This window comes from Rossellomorea sp. KS-H15a, from assembly GCF_024195245.1.
Lineage (GTDB): Bacteria > Bacillota > Bacilli > Bacillales > Bacillaceae_B > Rossellomorea > Rossellomorea vietnamensis.
The window spans coordinates 3,567,982-3,585,550 of record NZ_CP096886.1 but is presented as its reverse complement, the minus strand read 5'-3'; the positions used below and the strand labels follow the sequence as shown (position 1 = coordinate 3,585,550).

The window sequence follows — 17,569 nt, the reverse complement described above, 5'->3', positions numbered from 1 at the left end:
CGTGGACATCCTTTTTTAATTGAAAATATCATTGTGTGAGTATTAAGTCCTATTAAAATAGTATGGAGATTGATATAATAAATGTATTATAGGATAGCCAAAATGAGGGATATTATGAGAATACAGCCAAAAGTTCCATTCCTGTTCATCCTGTTTCTTACACTCCTAATGAGTCCGACCATATCATTTGCTAAAGGGAATGCTGATTTACATGTGGATTTTAATGTAACACCGTCGCAAAGTGTGATCGTAAAGCCTGCAGAAGGGAATGCAAAAGCATCATTAGACTTCAATATTATTCCGGCAGGAGAAGTGAAGGAGGCAAAGCGTCCCCCTATTGATGTCGTCTTTATCTTTGATAAATCAGGCTCGATGAATAGCACGAGGGATAAAATGCAAAATGCAAAAGACGGCCTGACCAGTGCTGTCCAATTCTTTGAAAAAAACAAGCAGGAAAATGACCGCTTTTCTCTCATTACCTTTTCTTCCGAGATTGAAACGATCCTTCCGTTAAACGATGACCTCGATTCTATTAAAACATCTATGTTACATACCACGGCATATGGAGGGACAAATTATACCGATCCTTTGCGTGCTGCCAAGCATATGCTGAGAGATTCCAACAACGAAAAGTATATTGTCTTCCTGACCGATGGACAGCCTATGATTGCAACCGCCGTTGAAAAAGTAAAAAAAGAAGAATGTACAAGGCCATTTTGGTTTTTTTGCGGTGAAACAGATCTTGTAGAGAATGATCAACAAGTGATATATGACTTCCAAAACAGATACTCTTATAATAGATGGCTCCATAAAATATATTCCCCGGATACTAGCAAATTGAAGTCATTATGGATTCCTTCTGACTTTTCCATGGATGGCACTTCTTTAAAGTCAGGTTGGTACAATCCAGGGGAGTTGGAAACAAATAGTCAGCAAATGCAGGCGCTTATCAAACAAAAAGGCCTGGAGGTTTCCAAAGAATTATACAACTCGAACATCACGATGCATACACTTGGATACGGGGAAGGTGATCTTGACGATCGATACCTTCAAATGCTGGCAGATCAGACTTCCGGCAGCTTCATCAAAGCAAGTGAGGGAAGTGTCTCGGATGCATTTGAAAAGCTGGCGAATAAAATAAACTCCGTTAAATTGGAAGGGGAAGCAGCCGTACCTTTACCGGCAAACGCAACTGTCGACCGTAACGTATACAAAGTGGTCAATAATACGGTGTATTTACCGTTTTCCACCGTGTATGAAGTGGGCCAGGGAGCTCCGTCGCCCATAACCCTATCATTACCTGTGGAATTTACGACAAAGGGTACCTACACCTTTAACCCTTTGAAAATTCAATATAAAACAGCAGAAGAAACGGCCTGGAGGAATACCAATAATAAATCGGTCACGATCCAGGTGAAGGATGATGCACCTGCATCTGTTACAGGAAAGCTTGAACTGAATAAAATCAATCAAGAATTATTCAATTTAATTATTGAGCAAGGAAAAGATACCAACTCATTTACGGGTAAGTATCAGCTGGAGTTCGGAGGCCTGGTAAATCCAAATGCCAAGGGGAACGTAAGTGATATCACAATCTACCAGCCGTTACCTGAAGGGGTGGAAGTCGAAGCCGGCAATAACCTTTCAATAGAAAATGTGAATGGTCAACGAACGGCTGTCATGAGATTGACTCAAAGGATAAATTTTGAGAACGGAAAGTTTTCTCAAACCTCCCTTTCCACCAATATGAAGATAAAGGCCGTATGGGCCATCAATAATGTAAAGATGCCTCAGCCAAAAGTATCTTACGTTGATTCGAGATATGGTACAGCAGTGGTCAGTAATTTGACCCCAGATCAAAATGAATTAAGTGCGAAAGTAAGAACCCGAAAGTATGATAATCAAAAAGAATATGCCTATGATGGTTTTGCTAACGGAACAATAAAAAAAGTATTGATCACAGGACAGGGGGAAACGACTGTCGCTGTTCTGGAGCCGGGCATTAATAACGGCTTTGCGAATAAAGCGGTAAAGGAATTAGTGGCTGATTCAACTCAATTAACGATCACCTACAAAGATGGATCAACCTCTGTACTATCATTTATTCCTGCACTGACTGTCAAGGATGCCGTTACCAATAAAGTATTGGAAGATGGGGATTCCATATCCAATCAGGCTGAATTCTATCTATCTACCGGGGTTCCCGGAAATGATGTGAAGTATCAATATCGAATGTTGAATGAGGATGAAGTGATAGAAGGATGGAATAACATCGACCTTCAGGAAATGAAAACCCTCGACACATTCGGAAAGAATGAAGTCCAGGTGAAAGCGAGCGGAGGATTTGCCGTCGATGATTATATTATTGGGAAAACCATCTGGATCGAAGGAGACGAATTAATACGAGTTCCTTCCCTCATCGAATTATACGTGGGTGAAACGAAGTCTTTCGATGTCGATGTCTTCCCTTTTGGGAAACCAAATAATAATTATAATGTCCTGGTGACCCAAGGGAACGACGGGGTAATCAACTCTGAGTATACTCAAGTCCGTTCTACCAAGGAGAATAGAATGACAGGTTTGTCCCCTGGTGAGGATAACGTTATTGTAGAAACGAAAAATGGGAAGTTTAAAAAGACTATCCGCGTCATTGTGAAGTCTAAGTTCATAGATCTTGAAAGCATGGATTTCACTAAATCGAAATATACTCTGCTTCTGGAGGGGAACGATTTCGACGTTCATTCAAACTTGATCTTTAATCCTCATAATGCCACCAATAAAAATATTAAGACTGTCACTGATACAGGGAATGGCATAGTCGAGATAACAAGGGAAAATGACATATGGAAAATAACCCCGAAGAGTAAAGGTGTGACGACCATCACTGTAACATCCGATGAAAACCCCGATATTAAAGCCACAGCCATTTTTGAGGTGGTTACAGAAGAAGGTGGAAATCCGGGTACAGAAACTGGAAGTATCGATGGCAGATGGTAAAATGAAAAGCGAAGCTATGAGCAATCATAGCTTCGCTTTTTTTACTCCACAATTATTTCATCACCAATTAGGGAGAGGGAGTCCACTTTGGGAAGATCATCCAATTTGGAGAGCAGTACATCTTTATTATAATGAACGATGAATCGCGATAATTTCTTTTCCTGGTTAGAAAAGAGATCACTTTGTATCGTATCCATGTTGTCAACATCCCCACGTACGGCGTTTACAGTCAGGTTTCCCTTCGAAAAGACTCCACCGTTCACATAAAAGAGGGAGCCGACACCATATAATGTTGCGTCACTATCGGTGTATAAGAAAGCCTGAAGAGGCTTAATATTTTCTGATGCATCTGGCAAAAGGTCAGCCTCTCTCTTTTCTTCTTCATCCGTATAGTATTGGAATTCATTCATCCTCGTGACCAATAATTCTCCTTTTGAAAGTAAGATCAATTGACCCCGTTGATCGGAATGACCGGGACTATTTTTACCGGTAATATTCAAATTCGAAATACTTGTCTTTCCTTTTGCGTAAATGACAGAATCAAATTCAATTTCATCGTTTTCGTCATCCGGATCATTGGCGTCACCCTGTATCGTTAGGTTACGTCCCGAGTAGATGTTCCCTTCAATGGAAGATGTAGAGTTTTGGGACTGAAACAAAACATCATCAAAACTGACTATATTCTTTTTCAGAATTACCGGAGCATTTGCTTCAATTGATACTTTGCCGGCAGCGACAATATTTCCGATTGACATCTCCCTTGTTGCGTTCGATATGGTTACATTTCCGGTAGAGATGATATTCCCAATATCCATTTTGGAATTTGCAAGAATGGTTACATCACCTTGGACAATCAGATCTACGCCGTGATGTCGTAACCCTTTTACCGTGATACTTTGATCCGCTTTTACAGTCCCCTGTACATTTTCACTCAATACAGCATTTACCAAAGGGAAGAAGAGGGGACTGTCGGATAGATAGTTGGCCGTTATCGTATTCCTTATATTAGCCTTGGTCAACGCCTGATCAAGTGAAAGCCCAAGAGAGTCCAATACTTTCCCAACCTCCTCCCCGTACGTTCGATCGAAGGAGATGTCAGTGAATTGGCTGTCCTGCTTTATGTCCGGGGGTGGCAGGTGCGGGTAAAACTGACGGGTGTCCACCAGGGATTTCATATGGTCATAATTCACTTTGTCATAGCTGGTATACAAATCTCCAACAATGGAAGGGAATGGTGCACTCACTTTCTTATCATCTAAATTGGACAATTGATAGTTTGCATCTTCACTGATGCCAAGTGAGTGAGCATATACGTTTCCGACAAGATGGGGTGAACCGTTCAACTGAAGCTGTTCACGGGACCCTAACGTATACTTCAGGAAGCTTGGAATGGGGGAAAGGATGATTCTCTTACGAACAATTTTTTCAACCTTTCCTTCCTCGGAATCAGGATTTTTCGTATTGACGATAATCTCGTATACCCTTGTAAGGTTCGTGTCGAGAAAATCCAAGCCGAATGTTCGATATTGAAGGGTATTGGCTTTCCCGCAGTGAGCTCCCAGTAAATTCGAAGCTTGATTGCCGCTGACATCCATGATCGTAATGCATTTGATCGTATCAGAAGATTGATAGGATGGGATGATCTCTGTTTGAATGAACTCCCTTACTTTTGAGTTCATATTTACAGGAGATAATTGGTTGATTTCCAACTGCTTAGTGGGCTGCAATTGGAATGCAAGCTTGGCAGAGATCTCTTCGACGGCTTTTAAGCCTTCGTATGTAATATCAATATATGTTTCCCTGACTTCTGTCCGTTTGGCTCCTCCTATCGTTGAACTCATGATGGCCATGCCGATCGTCACCATGACTAGGGAGGTGATTAAAACAGTCAGCAACGCATTTCCTCGTTGATTTGTTAACAAATGATTTCCTCCCCTCTAGAAGCCGAAGCGACTCTCTAATTGAAGTGTTTTATTGAACTGTGGATGAGTCACATTAAATGTCATCTGAATCATCGCATCCTTACATGGATCAGACGTACAGCTCGTCGAAACCGTGGATCCTGAAAAGTCGGATGTAGTAGCCAGTATCTCACCGTCGAAGCTCCATTGCGCTTTCCCGTCAATGGTTATCAGCTCCAATGTCTGTTCATCATGTGAAACGTCTTCATCTCTCACCTCATAGAAGGATTTTCCGGAGTAGGAAGATACACTTTTTTCAGTGTTATTTACGAATTTAATGCAACCTGTTTGCTCAGGGGTACATTCTTCGACGCTGTCAAAGGGGTAGGAATATAAATGTTTCATCACCATGGAAGAGACATAATCAGCATCTTCACGGAGCTGGGCATCTATCGATACTTTTTCATAGACTTTATATCCAGTGATCAAGGCACCATATGTAACGGGCAAAAGAATAGCCGATATAGCTAGGGTGATCAACAATTCAATCAACGTGATCCCTTTATTATCGAATATCTTCACTTTTAACTTTTCCATCAACACTCGTGCTGTAAGCCTTATCATTCATATTCCACCTCACTTTAACTGTAATTGGAATATAGTAATCCATTTCTTCTGGAGAGGATACTTCATCGGAAAAGATGGTTGCTTCATATTCTAATCCATTAATCGTAATCTGTTGTTTGCCGGGACAGGTGTTATGTATTTCAGATTCAGAGAACAGTGTATATTTCTCTTCGCAAATGAGTAGAGTGAGGTATTCAGTATCAGGGGACTTATCACCTATATTCACATCATGAAAAAAGTCCCTGACTTCGAGAAAGTTCTGCTTTTCCATGAACATGAGGACATTCCTGGCTACATTGACTCCTACCGTCTTCTTTTGATTGGCATTTGTATATGTACTGGATTGAAGGAAGAAATTCATAAATGACAGCAGGACGATTCCCAGTATGGTAATGGAAACAAGCAATTCAATCAACGTGAAGCCTCTATTATTTTTTACTATTTTTGTGCGTTTCACCCCAACACCTGCTTTCAATCTACCTAACTTTATTATACAATATTTAATAGTCGAAACTTGTTAAAAAAAGTCTAATTTATAAGAAATATATCATAGGGAGGAACTGAATGTAAGATGATTTACCTATTTTCGTTACTGGCACTTATTCTACTGTTGCCTATTTTATATTTCATTCCAATCGGGATCTCCCATAAGGGGAAACTATTGATCGCAGGCGTATCATTTGGGTTGACGCTTCTGGGGTTAGTCGCATCTGCCCAATACCCGATGTGGTTAATTGGTCTGATGTTACTTGCTTTGCTGGCCATCCTCTCATACGTCATGGAACAGCGTTTTAGCGGGCTATTGGTAGTGGCTGCAGGTCATGACCAGGATGTGAAAGAAGAACAATGGCACGAAACTCCTGCAAATGTTGAATTTGAATTCAAGTCTGACTTACATAGTGACAAAGAAGCATCAAATGAAGTTTCTGAAGTGAAAGATGTGGAAGAAATCGCTTTGGTTGAAGAGTCTGTTAATGAAATAGAGTCTGAGGATCATAATCAAGAGAATATGGTGCATGGAAAAGAAACGCTGGATACCTTTGAAGACATCGAGCCTTTACAGGAACATGAAGAGGTAATGCCCGTACATGTTGTTCAAGAAACAGCCTCAACACAGGTTCAGGAAGACGAGAGTGAATGGTTTATAGAAAATGCAAACGAATTGAATGAAGAACCTGATGTGACCGAAGAGGACTTCGAGTTGTTTGAGGGTGATTTGAGTGAGATTGAAAGCATGATCAATGACCCGGAAGAAATCGCAGTAGAGGAAACGGAAGAAACAGAGGTATACATGGGGGAATTAGCTAAAATAATCGATGAAAGTGGTGAACCGGTTGTTGAAGAGATAGAGGAGCCTGTTAGTGCAGGGGAAGAGGCAGTTCTTGAAGATTCCATCGATGGGGAAGACGAGTTGATCGATCATCATGGTGCAGAAGATGACGCCTTTATAGACGAACTTCCAAAGCGCAGCAGAATCATGAGAGAAGTAATGAAGACCATGATTGAACAGATCACACTTTCCCGGAGTCTGTTAACCGTTGACCAGATGGAAAATATGATAAAGCATTATTTACATCCAAGTTTACACGATCAGGATTACTATACATTTGCAAGGATATTAATGGATCATTACATTTCAACGAAGCAATATGAAGATTTGGATATGTTCATTAAGGGGATCGAAGAGAGATTCAGGGAGTACCCTTATATCATAATGGATTTGGATCATACAAAGGAATACGCGTGGGAAATGACACGAAACTAAATTGATGGAATAGGTGAGATGACATGAAGAAAAGTGCAGAAATGAAAGCTTTACCGATTATCAGTATTAACGATGGAAGTGAAATAGGGAGAGTGAAATCCCTTGTTATAAATCCTGAGAAAGGCTCAGTCGATTTCTTGACCATTGAACATGAAGATTGGCAGGTGAGTGTGAAAGCGATCCCTTTTAAAAAGGTAGTCGGAATCGGGGAATATGCTGTGACCGTCGAAAACGAGAATGCGGTAATAGATTTAAATGAAATCCCTATCGCAAATCAGTTGGTGAATAAGAAGATTAAGATCAATGATACCCGTGTCATGACCCGTAAAGGACAGATGATCGGTAATATCCAGGAATTCTATGTGGATGATGAAACAGGGGCCATCGTTTCATTGGAGTTACAATCGAAGGACAATACTTATTTCCTTGCAACAGAACATGTACTCACTTTCGGGAAAGATATCCTCATCGTGAATGAAGATGCTGTTGAATATTTTAAAGATTCATTCGATCAACTGAGCGATCCTGAACCTGTGTTTGAAGAAAAGGTCGAAGCCTTACCTCAACAGCATGGTCTGGAAACAATCAAATCGAAGCAGACAGAATTATTGGCGGGTAAAAGCGTGACGGAAGATATTTATAATTTAGAAGGGGATTTGTTGATTGCCAAAGGTTCTTCTTTATCAGAATCTGACATTAAAGCCGCTCAAGAAGCGGGTCCTTCAGTATTTGTTGATTTAACAATGAATATTAAGTAGGAATTTTAGCAGGAAGGAGCGCCTGATGTGAAAAAAGGTCTGCTTGTAAAGTTGATGGCCGTTTTATTCTTTTCTACATTTTTTCTATATGGATTTTCTCATTTAGGCGTGTATGCTTATGAATCGTTCTTTGTTCAGTCACTCAGTCTATCGAAACATGCAGCTGTTGCATCTGTTAATTTAGGTGGAGCAAACAAAGAAGAAGCAGTAAAGATACTGGAAGGGAAAATAGTAGAGTGGAAAGGGAATCAAAACATTATGCTTGAATTCAATGGGGAGAGTGCAAGGATCGATTCAGCACTCTTTCAATTCCACTTGGAAGAAAGTATAGAAAAACTCGATGACAATGAAAATACGAGTTTAGTGGTTTCCTTGGATGATCAAGCCTTGGAATCATTTCTAACCGATCATTTCCCTGACTTTAGCCGTGATGACATAAACGTGGCTTCTTTAAAGGAGTATGTCCTATCTTTAGCTGGAAATCTCAACAAAGGTGAGACCATTGGCGTGTACGATTATATTGATAAAAATGCATCGACACAGATTTTATTTGAAGCTGTATCCAATGAATTGAACATTACACCGACGATCAAGAGCTTCATAGACAACTTTCCCTCCATTCTCATTGCACCCAATTCTCAGTTTTCGTTTTCGGACTTCCTGGAAACGGAAGGATTTGTCGTTGAATCACAGGCTGACTTAAGTCCGGTTGCATCATTACTCTATCAGATTACGTTGCATTCCAACTTTTCCATCATTGAACGAAATATAAGCAAAGAGCTTCCGGATTATGCGACCCTGGGCTTTGAAGCAAAATTTAATCCTATGAATAACCAGGACTTTGTCATCACGAATCCGAACGCAACGGAGTATGAGTTGAAGCTTTCCATTCAAGAGAATCGACTCAAGGCACAGCTCGAGGGATTTCCCTTTTCAAGCACTTATAATGTCCGATTGTCTGAAAAGGAAACATTTCCTCCCCGTGTGATTAAACAATTCAGCCCTTTTGTTGAAAAAGGAAGCGTCGATATTCAGCAAGAAGGGAAAGACGGGGTTTTGATCCGCGTCTACAAACAAAAACTGAGCACTTCTGGAGAAATCCTTTCAGAAGAACTGATCAATGAAGATTTTTATGCACCGCAGAATAAAGTTGCGGTATATCCGTTGCAGGAAGTACAGGAATCACCGAGTGAAACATATGACAATGTAACGAATGGGGCGGATGAGGTAGACGGGGAAGGAACAACTCAGGAAGGTTCGAATGATGCTGAAGTGGCAGACCCATCTTCCCAGAGTGAAGAGGATATGTCGAACACTCCTACTAAGCAGGAAGGTGAGGACTCTTTCAAACAAGATTCTTCAAAAACATCGTCTGAAGAAAAAACAAAACAAAAGAAAAAGGATTTTAAATAAGGTTTAAAAGCGGGTGATAAGGTGACCACCATTAGAAAAAGGCTCGGAGACCTGCTGGTAGATGCAGGGATCATATCCGAATCCCAGTTGCAAGATACCCTGAAAGATAAGGCCAAGGGTCAGAAGTTAGGGGATGCACTGCTTCAAAGAGGATATATTACGGAGCAGCAGCTGATAGAAGTACTGGAATTCCAATTGGGGATCCCCCATGTCAGCTTATACCGGTATCCCTTTGAAACGAACTTATTCCACCTCATCCCTAAAGAATCTGCGAAAAGGAACTTGATGATCCCACTTAAGAAAGAAGGGGATAAGCTTTTTGTCGCCATGAGTGACCCTTTGGATTTTTATGCCATAGAAGATCTCCGTCTGGCTACTGGCTTTCAGATCGAGACAGCGATTGCGACGAAGGATGATATCCTGAAAGTCATCAATAAATTCTATGACCTGGAAGATGGATTTGAAGATCTCTTTCAAGAAAATCGGAATCAAAATAACGTGGAAGAAGAGACGGTGGTGGATTCCGATTCTCCCATTGTTCGCTTAGTGAACGGGATCCTTTCGAATGCCGTCACCCAAAAAGCCAGTGACATACATATCGACCCGCAGGAAACGAAAGTGGCCATCCGTTACAGGGTGGATGGGATCTTAAGAACCGAAAGAAATCTTCCGAAGCATATGCAAAGCATGTTGATTGCCAGGATTAAAATCATGGCGAATCTCGATATTACCGAGTTCAGGGTGCCACAGGACGGTCGGATCAAGGTGAACATCGACTTTCATCCTATCGATCTGCGAGTATCGACGTTACCGACGGTGTATGGTGAAAAAATTGTCCTCAGGATCCTGGATTTAGGTTCCAGCCTGAATGATCTGGCAAAACTGGGGTTCAACAAGGTGAATCAGCAGAGGTTCATGAAAATGATCCAGCAGCCGACAGGGATTGTCCTTATAACGGGACCAACCGGTTCAGGAAAGTCTTCCACTTTGTATGCAGCATTGAACCACTTGAATAGTGAAGAAGTGAACATCATTACAATCGAAGATCCCGTTGAGTATCAGCTGGAAGGAATCAACCAGATCGGTGTGAATCAAAATGTCGGATTGACCTTTGCAAAGGGACTTAGGGCCATTTTGCGTCAAGACCCCAACATCATCATGGTCGGGGAAATCCGGGATCGGGAAACGGTTGAAGTGTCCATCCGTGCTTCCCTGACCGGTCATCTTGTCCTGAGCACCATCCATACCAACGACTCCATCAGTACAGTTACGAGACTGTTGGATATGGGTGTCGAGCCGTTTTTAGTCGCTTCTTCACTGAGCGGGGTCGTGGCTCAACGGTTGATCAGGAAGGTGTGCCGCGACTGTAAGCAGGAAATGCCGGCGACCAAACGGGAAGTGGAGATATTCGCCAAAAGAGGAATGAAGATCGAGACCATCACAAGGGGGCGGGGGTGCTCATCTTGTAATATGACCGGATACAAAGGGCGGATTGCCATTCATGAGGTCCTCGTCATGAATGATGAAATGAAGAAGGTCATCCTGAACAATGAACCATTTTCGAAGCTAAGGGAGCATGCTGTCCGAAATAAAACCATTTTCCTCGTGGATGACGGTTTGCTGAAAGTAAAACAGGGATTGACTACGACCGAGGAAGTATTACGAGTAGCCATATCAGAGTAGGTGAATGAATTGAAAGAAAAAGTTGATTATCTTCTTAAATCCGCTTTCGAGCTGGGGGCGTCGGATATCCATTTGACCGTGGGTTCCCCGCCTATCTTCCGCATACACGGGGATTTAAAAAGATACGGGAAAGAGAACCTGTTGCCCGATCATACAGAGTTAATGGCAAAAGCCATCATTTCAGAGACAATGTATCCTGCTTTTGAAGAAGTGGGTGAGCTGGATTTTTCCTATGGGATTCCCGGCGTGTCAAGATTCAGGGTGAATGCATTTAAGCAGCGATCATGTGTATCCTTGGCTATACGTGTGATTCCAACTTCCATCCCAACAATGGAAGATCTGTTTCTTCCACATGCATTGAAGGCCATTGCCGAAAAACCTCAGGGACTGTTCCTCGTAACAGGGCCAACGGGAAGCGGGAAGTCTACCACACTCGCTTCCATCGTCGATTATATGAACCGGAAGATGAGGAAGCACATCATCACCCTGGAAGATCCAATCGAGTACCTGCACAAACACGGTGCATCGATCATTGATCAGCGGGAAGTGGGGTTTGATACAAGGTCGTTCTCAAAAGGACTGCGAAGTGCCCTGAGGCAGGATCCGGATATCATTCTTGTAGGAGAGATGCGTGACTTGGAGACCATCCATACGGCCATCACGGCAGCTGAGACCGGTCACCTTGTACTTGCGACCCTACACACATCCAGTGCGCCTGCCACGATCGAGCGGATCGTAGACGTCTTCCCTCCGGAGCAGCAGTCACAAATCCGCGTTCAGTTAGCCTCGGTCCTTGTCGGGATCCTTTCCCAAAGGCTATTTGCCACAGTGGATAAAAAGGGGAGAAGGGCAGCGACGGAACTCCTGATGAATAATGCGGCGATCGCCAATCTGATCCGTTCTGAAAAGGTCCACCAGATTCAAAATGTCATGCAGACGTCTAAAAGTTCAGGCATGCACATCATGAGCGACAGTGTGATGAAACTGTATGAAGGTGGCATCATATCAAAGGAAATGGCGTTTCCTTACAGCAGAGAGGAGATTCCTCAGTAGATGGGACGGTATAAGTACACAGGCAGGGACCAAAAAGGGAAGAAATCAGGGATTGTCACGGCTTCATCGAAAAAAGATGCACTCATTCAGTTGAAAAAGCAGGAAGTAAGGGTCATAGACATCCTGGAGATGCCGGAAACGCTTATGACGAAAGACATCACGATCGGCAATCCGGTTAAATTACAGCATCTTGTCATTTTTCTGAGACAGTTTGCCACCCTGCTGCAAGCTGGCGTCACGGTCGTGGATGCCACTCATATTCTGTCCGAGCAGACAGAGAGCAAGGCACTCGGCAAAGCCTTAAAGGAAATCGAGGATGAACTCAGGGACGGGAATCCTTTGTCGGAAGCCTTTTCCCGGCATAAGAAAATTTTCGAACCGCTCTTGATCAATATGCTGAAGGCGGGGGAAGCGTCAGGGAGCCTGGATGAGACGTTGGAAGGGCTTGCCACCCATTATGAAAAGCAGCATATCACGAAACAGAAGATCATATCGGCTCTTGCATACCCGATGGTTGTCGGCGTCATCGCCATCGGTGTCGTGATTTTCCTCCTCGCTGCCGTCGTACCTACTTTTGTGAATATGTTGAACGATTTTGGCGGCGAACTGCCGGCCATCACACAGTTTGTCATTGCATCAAGCGACTTCATGCAAAAGTTCTGGTACATCATCATTTTGTTCTTTGTATGCATTGCGATCACCTTGGCCATGTTAAGGAATGACAAGCGCTCCAAATATTATTTAGACTATGCCGTCCTAAGGATTCCAATCTTCGGAAAAATGCTGCAGAAAGCGGTCCTTGCGAGAATGACGAGAACGTTAAGCTCCTTATTTTCCAGCTCCGTCCCCATCTTACAGGCGTTGGCCATCGTGGAAAAAGTGGTGGAAAATGAAGTGGTGGCGCGGGTGATCGGCGAATCAAGGAGATCATTGGAGAAAGGGACATCCTTGACGGACCCGATGAAGCGCCATTGGGCTTTTCCTCCACTTGTGACGCAAATGATTGCCATCGGGGAAGAAACGGGTTCCCTGGACTCGATGCTTGCAAAGGTTGCGGACTTCTATGAAAAGGAAGTGGAAAGCGCAACGGACCGACTAAAGTCATTGATCGAGCCACTCATGATCGTCATGCTGGCAGGTTTAGTCGGAACCATCGTGACTTCCATCCTCGTCCCGATGTTCGAAATCTTCAACAGCGTTCAGAACTATTAGAAAATACCTATAATTTTACAAAAAAGTTGATTTTTTTGTCGATTGGTTGATGTATACTAGTACTAGATTACTAGTTTTTGCAAAAAGATCATTAAACAGGAGGAATTACCATGTTAAAGAAAATCGGTCAAAGATTGAAAAATGAGCGTGGATTGACGCTTATCGAGTTACTTGCGGTTGTTGTTATTTTAGGGATTATTGCTGCGATTGCGATTCCTAGTATAGGTGGATTGATTAATAATTCTCGTGCAGATGCTCATATTGCGAATGCTCAGCAGATGGTAAGTGGGGCTAGGTTGGCTGTTACTGCTAATGAATTAGATTTTTCAGGGGGAGATAGTGACACTATTTCTCTTGGTACTTTAATAGCCAACGGGTATTTAGAAGAATTTGAAAATCCATCCGATGATGAATATCAATTGGATAACAGTCTTGTAACTGTAACTAGGGATCCTGATACTGGAAATTATAGTTATACTGTTACTCTACTAAATGGGGATGACGGTCAACATTTGAATGGTGATCCAGCTGCTATCACTAGAGATGATGTAGTCTTAAACCCTGAATGAAGATAGAGAAATTATTATGGAGTATTTTAGTACATTAATAACTTTTTCTTACGGTCTCCTCCTAGGCTCCTTCTACAACGTAGTCGGCCTGCGGATACCGCTCAAAAAATCAATCGTCAAACCGAGATCAGCCTGTCCTTACTGCCGGCACGTGTTGACGGCCAGGGAACTGATCCCGGTAGTTTCATATATTATACAAGGAGGAAAATGCGCTCAGTGTAAAGGGCGCATTTCTCCTCTTTATCCGCTAATGGAATTATCCACAGGACTACTATTCTTACTTTCTTATACGTTAATAGGCTTACAGCCGGAGCTGATTGTCGCTCTAACCCTTGTTTCCCTGTTCATGATCATTACCGTCAGTGACCTGAAATATATGGTCATCCCTGATAAAGTGCTGCTGTTTTTTTCGGGACTGTTTATCATCGAACGTATATTCATCCCGTTGAATCCCTGGTGGGACAGCATAGCGGGTGCATTGACAGGCTTTTGCCTGCTTCTCCTGATTGCCATCATCAGCAAAGGGGGAATGGGAGGCGGCGATATTAAATTATTCGCTGTCATCGGCTTTGTCGTGGGAGTCAAGGTGATGCTGTTTTCCTTTTTCCTCGCCACGCTTTTGGGGGCTTTGGCAGGCATTGCCGGCCTGATTCTAGGTGTTTTCAAAAAAGGACAGCCCATCGCGTTCGGTCCGTATATCGTATTGGGCACACTCGTCGCATACTTCTTTCATCAGCCAATCCTGTATTGGTATTTTTCTTTATATAGCTAAAAGGGGTTATTCAAGATGTTATCACGTCTCTTCAATAAGAATAAAAATAAAATCAATATCGTCATCAGTGATCAATGGATTCGTTTTGTTGAATTGAAATCAGTTTCTCCTTTACATATCCATGATTATGGAGAGATGCGTATAGCAAACGGGATCATTTCCGATGGCAAAATCATTGAAAAAGAGGCGTTTCAAGCCCTTTTGGATGAGTGTGTCCTGGATTGGGGCCTGAAAAAGAGGGAAGTTCAATTCATCGTCCCGAACACACAGATGATCATCAGGAAGATGGCGATTTCCTCTGATATTGAGGACGATGAAGTAAAGAGTCACTTATTCCTTGAAATCGGGACAAGTATCCATCTACCTTTTGAAAATCCGGTTTTTGACGTAGTGGTGGTTGGGAGTAAAGGGGACAAGAAAGAAATCATCCTGGTTGCCGCACCGGAAGACATTGTGATGGAATATCAACAGATGCTGACCGCTGCCCACTTAAAGCCCGTTGTAGCGGATATCAGTCCACTTGCCTACTACCGTTACATCCATTCTTTGGACCTTACACATAGTGAAAGCCATGAAATGCTTCTTTACTTTAATCCTTCCAATGTGACCGTATCCATCTTCCATGATCACCAGCCCGTCTTTTTCAGACCTATCAGTTTAGGGGAGGAACGGGAAGTGGTGGATGAGGGAAGTGTTCATGATGAATTTCATTCCCTCCCATTTGATGATGTGATGAAAGAGATAGACAAAGTGCTCAGCTTTTATCGCTACACGCTGACAAACGATGAAGCTGTGATCAATAAGGTATATGTAGCCGGTGATCACCCCATGGTCGGGGACATCCATACCCTTTTGGCAGACAGGTTTGAGATTGACACTATCAAGGTGCCTTCTCTAGCACGGGACGCCTACACCAACGAAGAACTACCGAATGAGTTCCTGCTCTCCGTTGGTTTAGGATTAAAAGGGGTGATATAGTGCTCGTCGATATCAATCTATTACCTCATAACGAAAAGAGAAGCCGGCAGTGGCTGTATGTGGTCACTGGGATTATATCACTTGGCATTCTTGCTCTGATCATTCTATTCATCCTTGCCGGGAATCTCGGTAAAGACGTTGACGCCCTGACTGCTCAACTTCAAAGTGAAAAGCAGCTTAGGGCTGAAAAAGAACAGAGCATCTCTGACTTTGAATCCTCTGATGCATGGGTACAACTGGAGGATGCAGTGAGCTGGGTGGAAGACTATCCGATCGATACTGTACCGGTCCTGGATCATCTCGTGGAATTGCTTCCGGAACGTGGATTCTTAAAGGAATTCACTTATGCTGAAGATGGGAGTATCCAACTCTCGATTCAATTCGATACAAGCAGTGAAGCAGCCTATTATTTAACTCATCTGAAAGATTCCAAGTACATTCAGGATGCAAAACTATCATCCCTTGCCACTGAATCCGTCATGGAGAATGTACAGGCGGCTGTTAATACCGAACCCGTCCTGCCAAGGTACATCGGCCAATATGAAGTCATATTAAATAGAGACAGCATCAAAGAAATCGAAGCAGAAGCCGATGAGCAAGGGGGCGATTCGGAATGAATCTACAATTCGATAAAAAAGAATGGTTTCTGATTGGAACCTCCATCATATTAGTATTATTTCTTATCTTTGGAGCTGTTTGGTTTTTCTACATACCGGTGAAGAATCAAAAAGAAAGCCTGCAAAGTGAAATTCAAACGGAAACGAAGCTAATCAATGCTTTGGATTCGAAAATTTCTTCCATCCAACAGGATTCATTTGAAAACTCGAGTTCCCTTCAACAAAAAGTTCCGGTGAAACCCATGACGCAGCAGCTGCTTATAGACCTTCAAAAGGCGGAAATCGTCTCGGATAGTCTTATTACGAGCATAGAATTTACTGAAGGAGCGATGGCGCTGCCTGTAACCGGGGAAACAACCGGGACTGCCATCGAAGAGACAGCCGAGTCGACGAATGATGGGACACCTTCAACCAATCCGGATGGATCGGTCGTGTCCCTCCCGCAGGGCCTGCAAAAATTGACTGCCACCATGTCTGTTGAAGCCAAGAGCTATTTCGAAATAGAAGAATTCATCAAGAAACTGGAAGAGCTGCACCGCATCGTAGAGGTTGAACAGATTTCTTTCAGCGGGCCACCGGAGATACAGCAATATCAGGATGATGTAGAGAATATTCAATTGAATATTGTGGTATCCGCCTTTTATTTGCCTGGTTTAGTGGAACTTGAGAAGGAACTGCCTAAACTGGATGCTCCTCTTCCTTCAAACAAAAAGAATCCTTTTCAGGAGTTCCCTGAACAAAAGTCAGAAGAACAAGATAACAATGTAAGGTCTGATGAATGATGACTGAAAATGAGAGAGGCTACACCCTTGTCGAATTACTGGCCGTGATTGTCATCCTCGGAATCATCGCCGTGATCGCCGTGTTGGCGATCAATACGATCATCGAAAAATCCAAACAGCAGGCATTTGTGGCAAATGCCCTTACAATGAAGAGCTCTGCCGAGTACTATGCGAAAGACGCCATGCTTCAGGAGCGCCAAATCAATAAGGTCACCTATAAAGAACTGGTAGACGCCAACCTGATCGAACCGATCCTTGATCCCCATTCCAAAACAGTCATGACACCGGATGATGACTCCTATGTGCTGGCTGATGGTGAGAATGTATTATCCATTTGTTTAATGGGGGAGGAGTACAATCTTTGTACAAATGATGAGGGTGATAGAGAGGAAATCCCCTTTTCTTCTCTATCGATTGAATCCCTGAAGAAAAACTAAAAAAT

16 protein-coding genes are annotated in these 17,569 nt (G+C 42.8%); 13 read left to right on the top strand and 3 right to left on the bottom strand.

Annotation, left to right across the window (positions count from 1 at the left end; translation table 11 throughout):
• Positions 1 to 114: 114 nt before the first annotated feature.
• Positions 115 to 2,997 (top strand): vWA domain-containing protein, encoded by a 2,883-nt coding sequence (locus tag M1J35_RS18380; RefSeq protein ID WP_254651897.1) that lies wholly within the window; start codon positions 115 to 117, stop codon positions 2,995 to 2,997.
• A 41-nt stretch (positions 2,998 to 3,038) separates the two neighbouring features.
• Here M1J35_RS18380 and M1J35_RS18375 read toward each other — a convergent pair whose 3' ends face one another.
• The 3 genes from M1J35_RS18375 to M1J35_RS18365 are packed head-to-tail and all read right to left on the bottom strand — an operon-like array spanning position 3,039 to position 5,982.
• Positions 3,039 to 4,919 (bottom strand): polymer-forming cytoskeletal protein, encoded by a 1,881-nt coding sequence (locus tag M1J35_RS18375; protein ID WP_254651896.1) that lies wholly within the window; start codon positions 4,917 to 4,919, stop codon positions 3,039 to 3,041.
• A 15-nt stretch (positions 4,920 to 4,934) separates the two neighbouring features.
• Entirely contained in the window at positions 4,935 to 5,522 is a 588-nt protein-coding gene (locus M1J35_RS18370) for a PilW family protein (protein WP_254651895.1), read from the bottom strand.
• Positions 5,464 to 5,982, bottom strand: a complete 519-nt coding sequence (locus tag M1J35_RS18365) for a type IV pilus modification PilV family protein (protein ID WP_254651894.1) — start codon at positions 5,980 to 5,982, stop codon at positions 5,464 to 5,466. Before M1J35_RS18365 ends, M1J35_RS18370 begins: the two co-directional genes overlap by 59 nt.
• A 114-nt stretch (positions 5,983 to 6,096) precedes the next feature.
• On the opposite strand from M1J35_RS18365, the gene M1J35_RS18360 reads away from it, so the two are divergent.
• The 12 genes from M1J35_RS18360 to M1J35_RS18305 all read left to right on the top strand — a co-directional run bounded on the left by M1J35_RS18360 (position 6,097) and on the right by M1J35_RS18305 (position 17,564).
• On the top strand, positions 6,097 to 7,290 hold the full coding sequence (locus M1J35_RS18360; protein WP_254651893.1) for a hypothetical protein: 1,194 nt from the start codon (positions 6,097 to 6,099) through the stop codon (positions 7,288 to 7,290).
• A 23-nt stretch (positions 7,291 to 7,313) separates the two neighbouring features.
• A complete protein-coding gene (locus tag M1J35_RS18355; protein WP_254651892.1) occupies positions 7,314 to 8,048 on the top strand; it encodes a PRC-barrel domain-containing protein in 735 nt (244 codons plus the stop codon).
• A 27-nt stretch (positions 8,049 to 8,075) separates the two neighbouring features.
• Positions 8,076 to 9,461 carry a G5 domain-containing protein gene (locus M1J35_RS18350; RefSeq protein WP_254651891.1) on the top strand — a complete coding sequence of 462 codons (1,386 nt, stop codon included), beginning with the start codon at positions 8,076 to 8,078 and terminating at the stop codon, positions 9,459 to 9,461.
• A 21-nt stretch (positions 9,462 to 9,482) separates the two neighbouring features.
• Positions 9,483 to 11,144: a GspE/PulE family protein gene (locus tag M1J35_RS18345; RefSeq protein WP_254651890.1), complete on the top strand. Its 1,662-nt coding sequence runs from the start codon at positions 9,483 to 9,485 to the stop codon at positions 11,142 to 11,144.
• Between the two features lie 9 nt (positions 11,145 to 11,153).
• Positions 11,154 to 12,197: a type IV pilus twitching motility protein PilT gene (locus tag M1J35_RS18340; protein WP_254653796.1), complete on the top strand. Its 1,044-nt coding sequence runs from the start codon at positions 11,154 to 11,156 to the stop codon at positions 12,195 to 12,197.
• On the top strand, positions 12,198 to 13,409 hold the full coding sequence (locus M1J35_RS18335; RefSeq protein WP_254651889.1) for a type II secretion system F family protein: 1,212 nt from the start codon (positions 12,198 to 12,200) through the stop codon (positions 13,407 to 13,409).
• A gap of 110 nt (positions 13,410 to 13,519) precedes the next feature.
• Complete coding sequence (locus tag M1J35_RS18330) at positions 13,520 to 13,978, top strand: prepilin-type N-terminal cleavage/methylation domain-containing protein (protein ID WP_254651888.1); 459 nt, start codon at positions 13,520 to 13,522, stop codon at positions 13,976 to 13,978.
• Positions 13,979 to 13,994: 16 nt separating this feature from the next.
• Complete coding sequence (locus M1J35_RS18325) at positions 13,995 to 14,750, top strand: prepilin peptidase (RefSeq protein WP_254651887.1); 756 nt, start codon at positions 13,995 to 13,997, stop codon at positions 14,748 to 14,750.
• Positions 14,751 to 14,765: 15 nt separating this feature from the next.
• On the top strand, positions 14,766 to 15,728 hold the full coding sequence (gene pilM / locus M1J35_RS18320) for a type IV pilus biogenesis protein PilM (protein ID WP_254651886.1): 963 nt from the start codon (positions 14,766 to 14,768) through the stop codon (positions 15,726 to 15,728).
• Positions 15,728 to 16,345 (top strand): hypothetical protein, encoded by a 618-nt coding sequence (locus tag M1J35_RS18315; RefSeq protein ID WP_254651885.1) that lies wholly within the window; start codon positions 15,728 to 15,730, stop codon positions 16,343 to 16,345. The genes pilM and M1J35_RS18315 overlap by 1 nt, the downstream gene beginning before the upstream one ends.
• A complete protein-coding gene (locus M1J35_RS18310; RefSeq protein WP_254651884.1) occupies positions 16,342 to 17,127 on the top strand; it encodes a hypothetical protein in 786 nt (261 codons plus the stop codon). Before M1J35_RS18315 ends, M1J35_RS18310 begins: the two co-directional genes overlap by 4 nt.
• Positions 17,124 to 17,564, top strand: coding sequence for a type II secretion system protein (locus M1J35_RS18305; protein WP_254651883.1), 441 nt, complete (start codon positions 17,124 to 17,126; stop codon positions 17,562 to 17,564). The genes M1J35_RS18310 and M1J35_RS18305 overlap by 4 nt, the downstream gene beginning before the upstream one ends.
• The last annotated feature ends 5 nt before the right edge of the window (positions 17,565 to 17,569 follow it).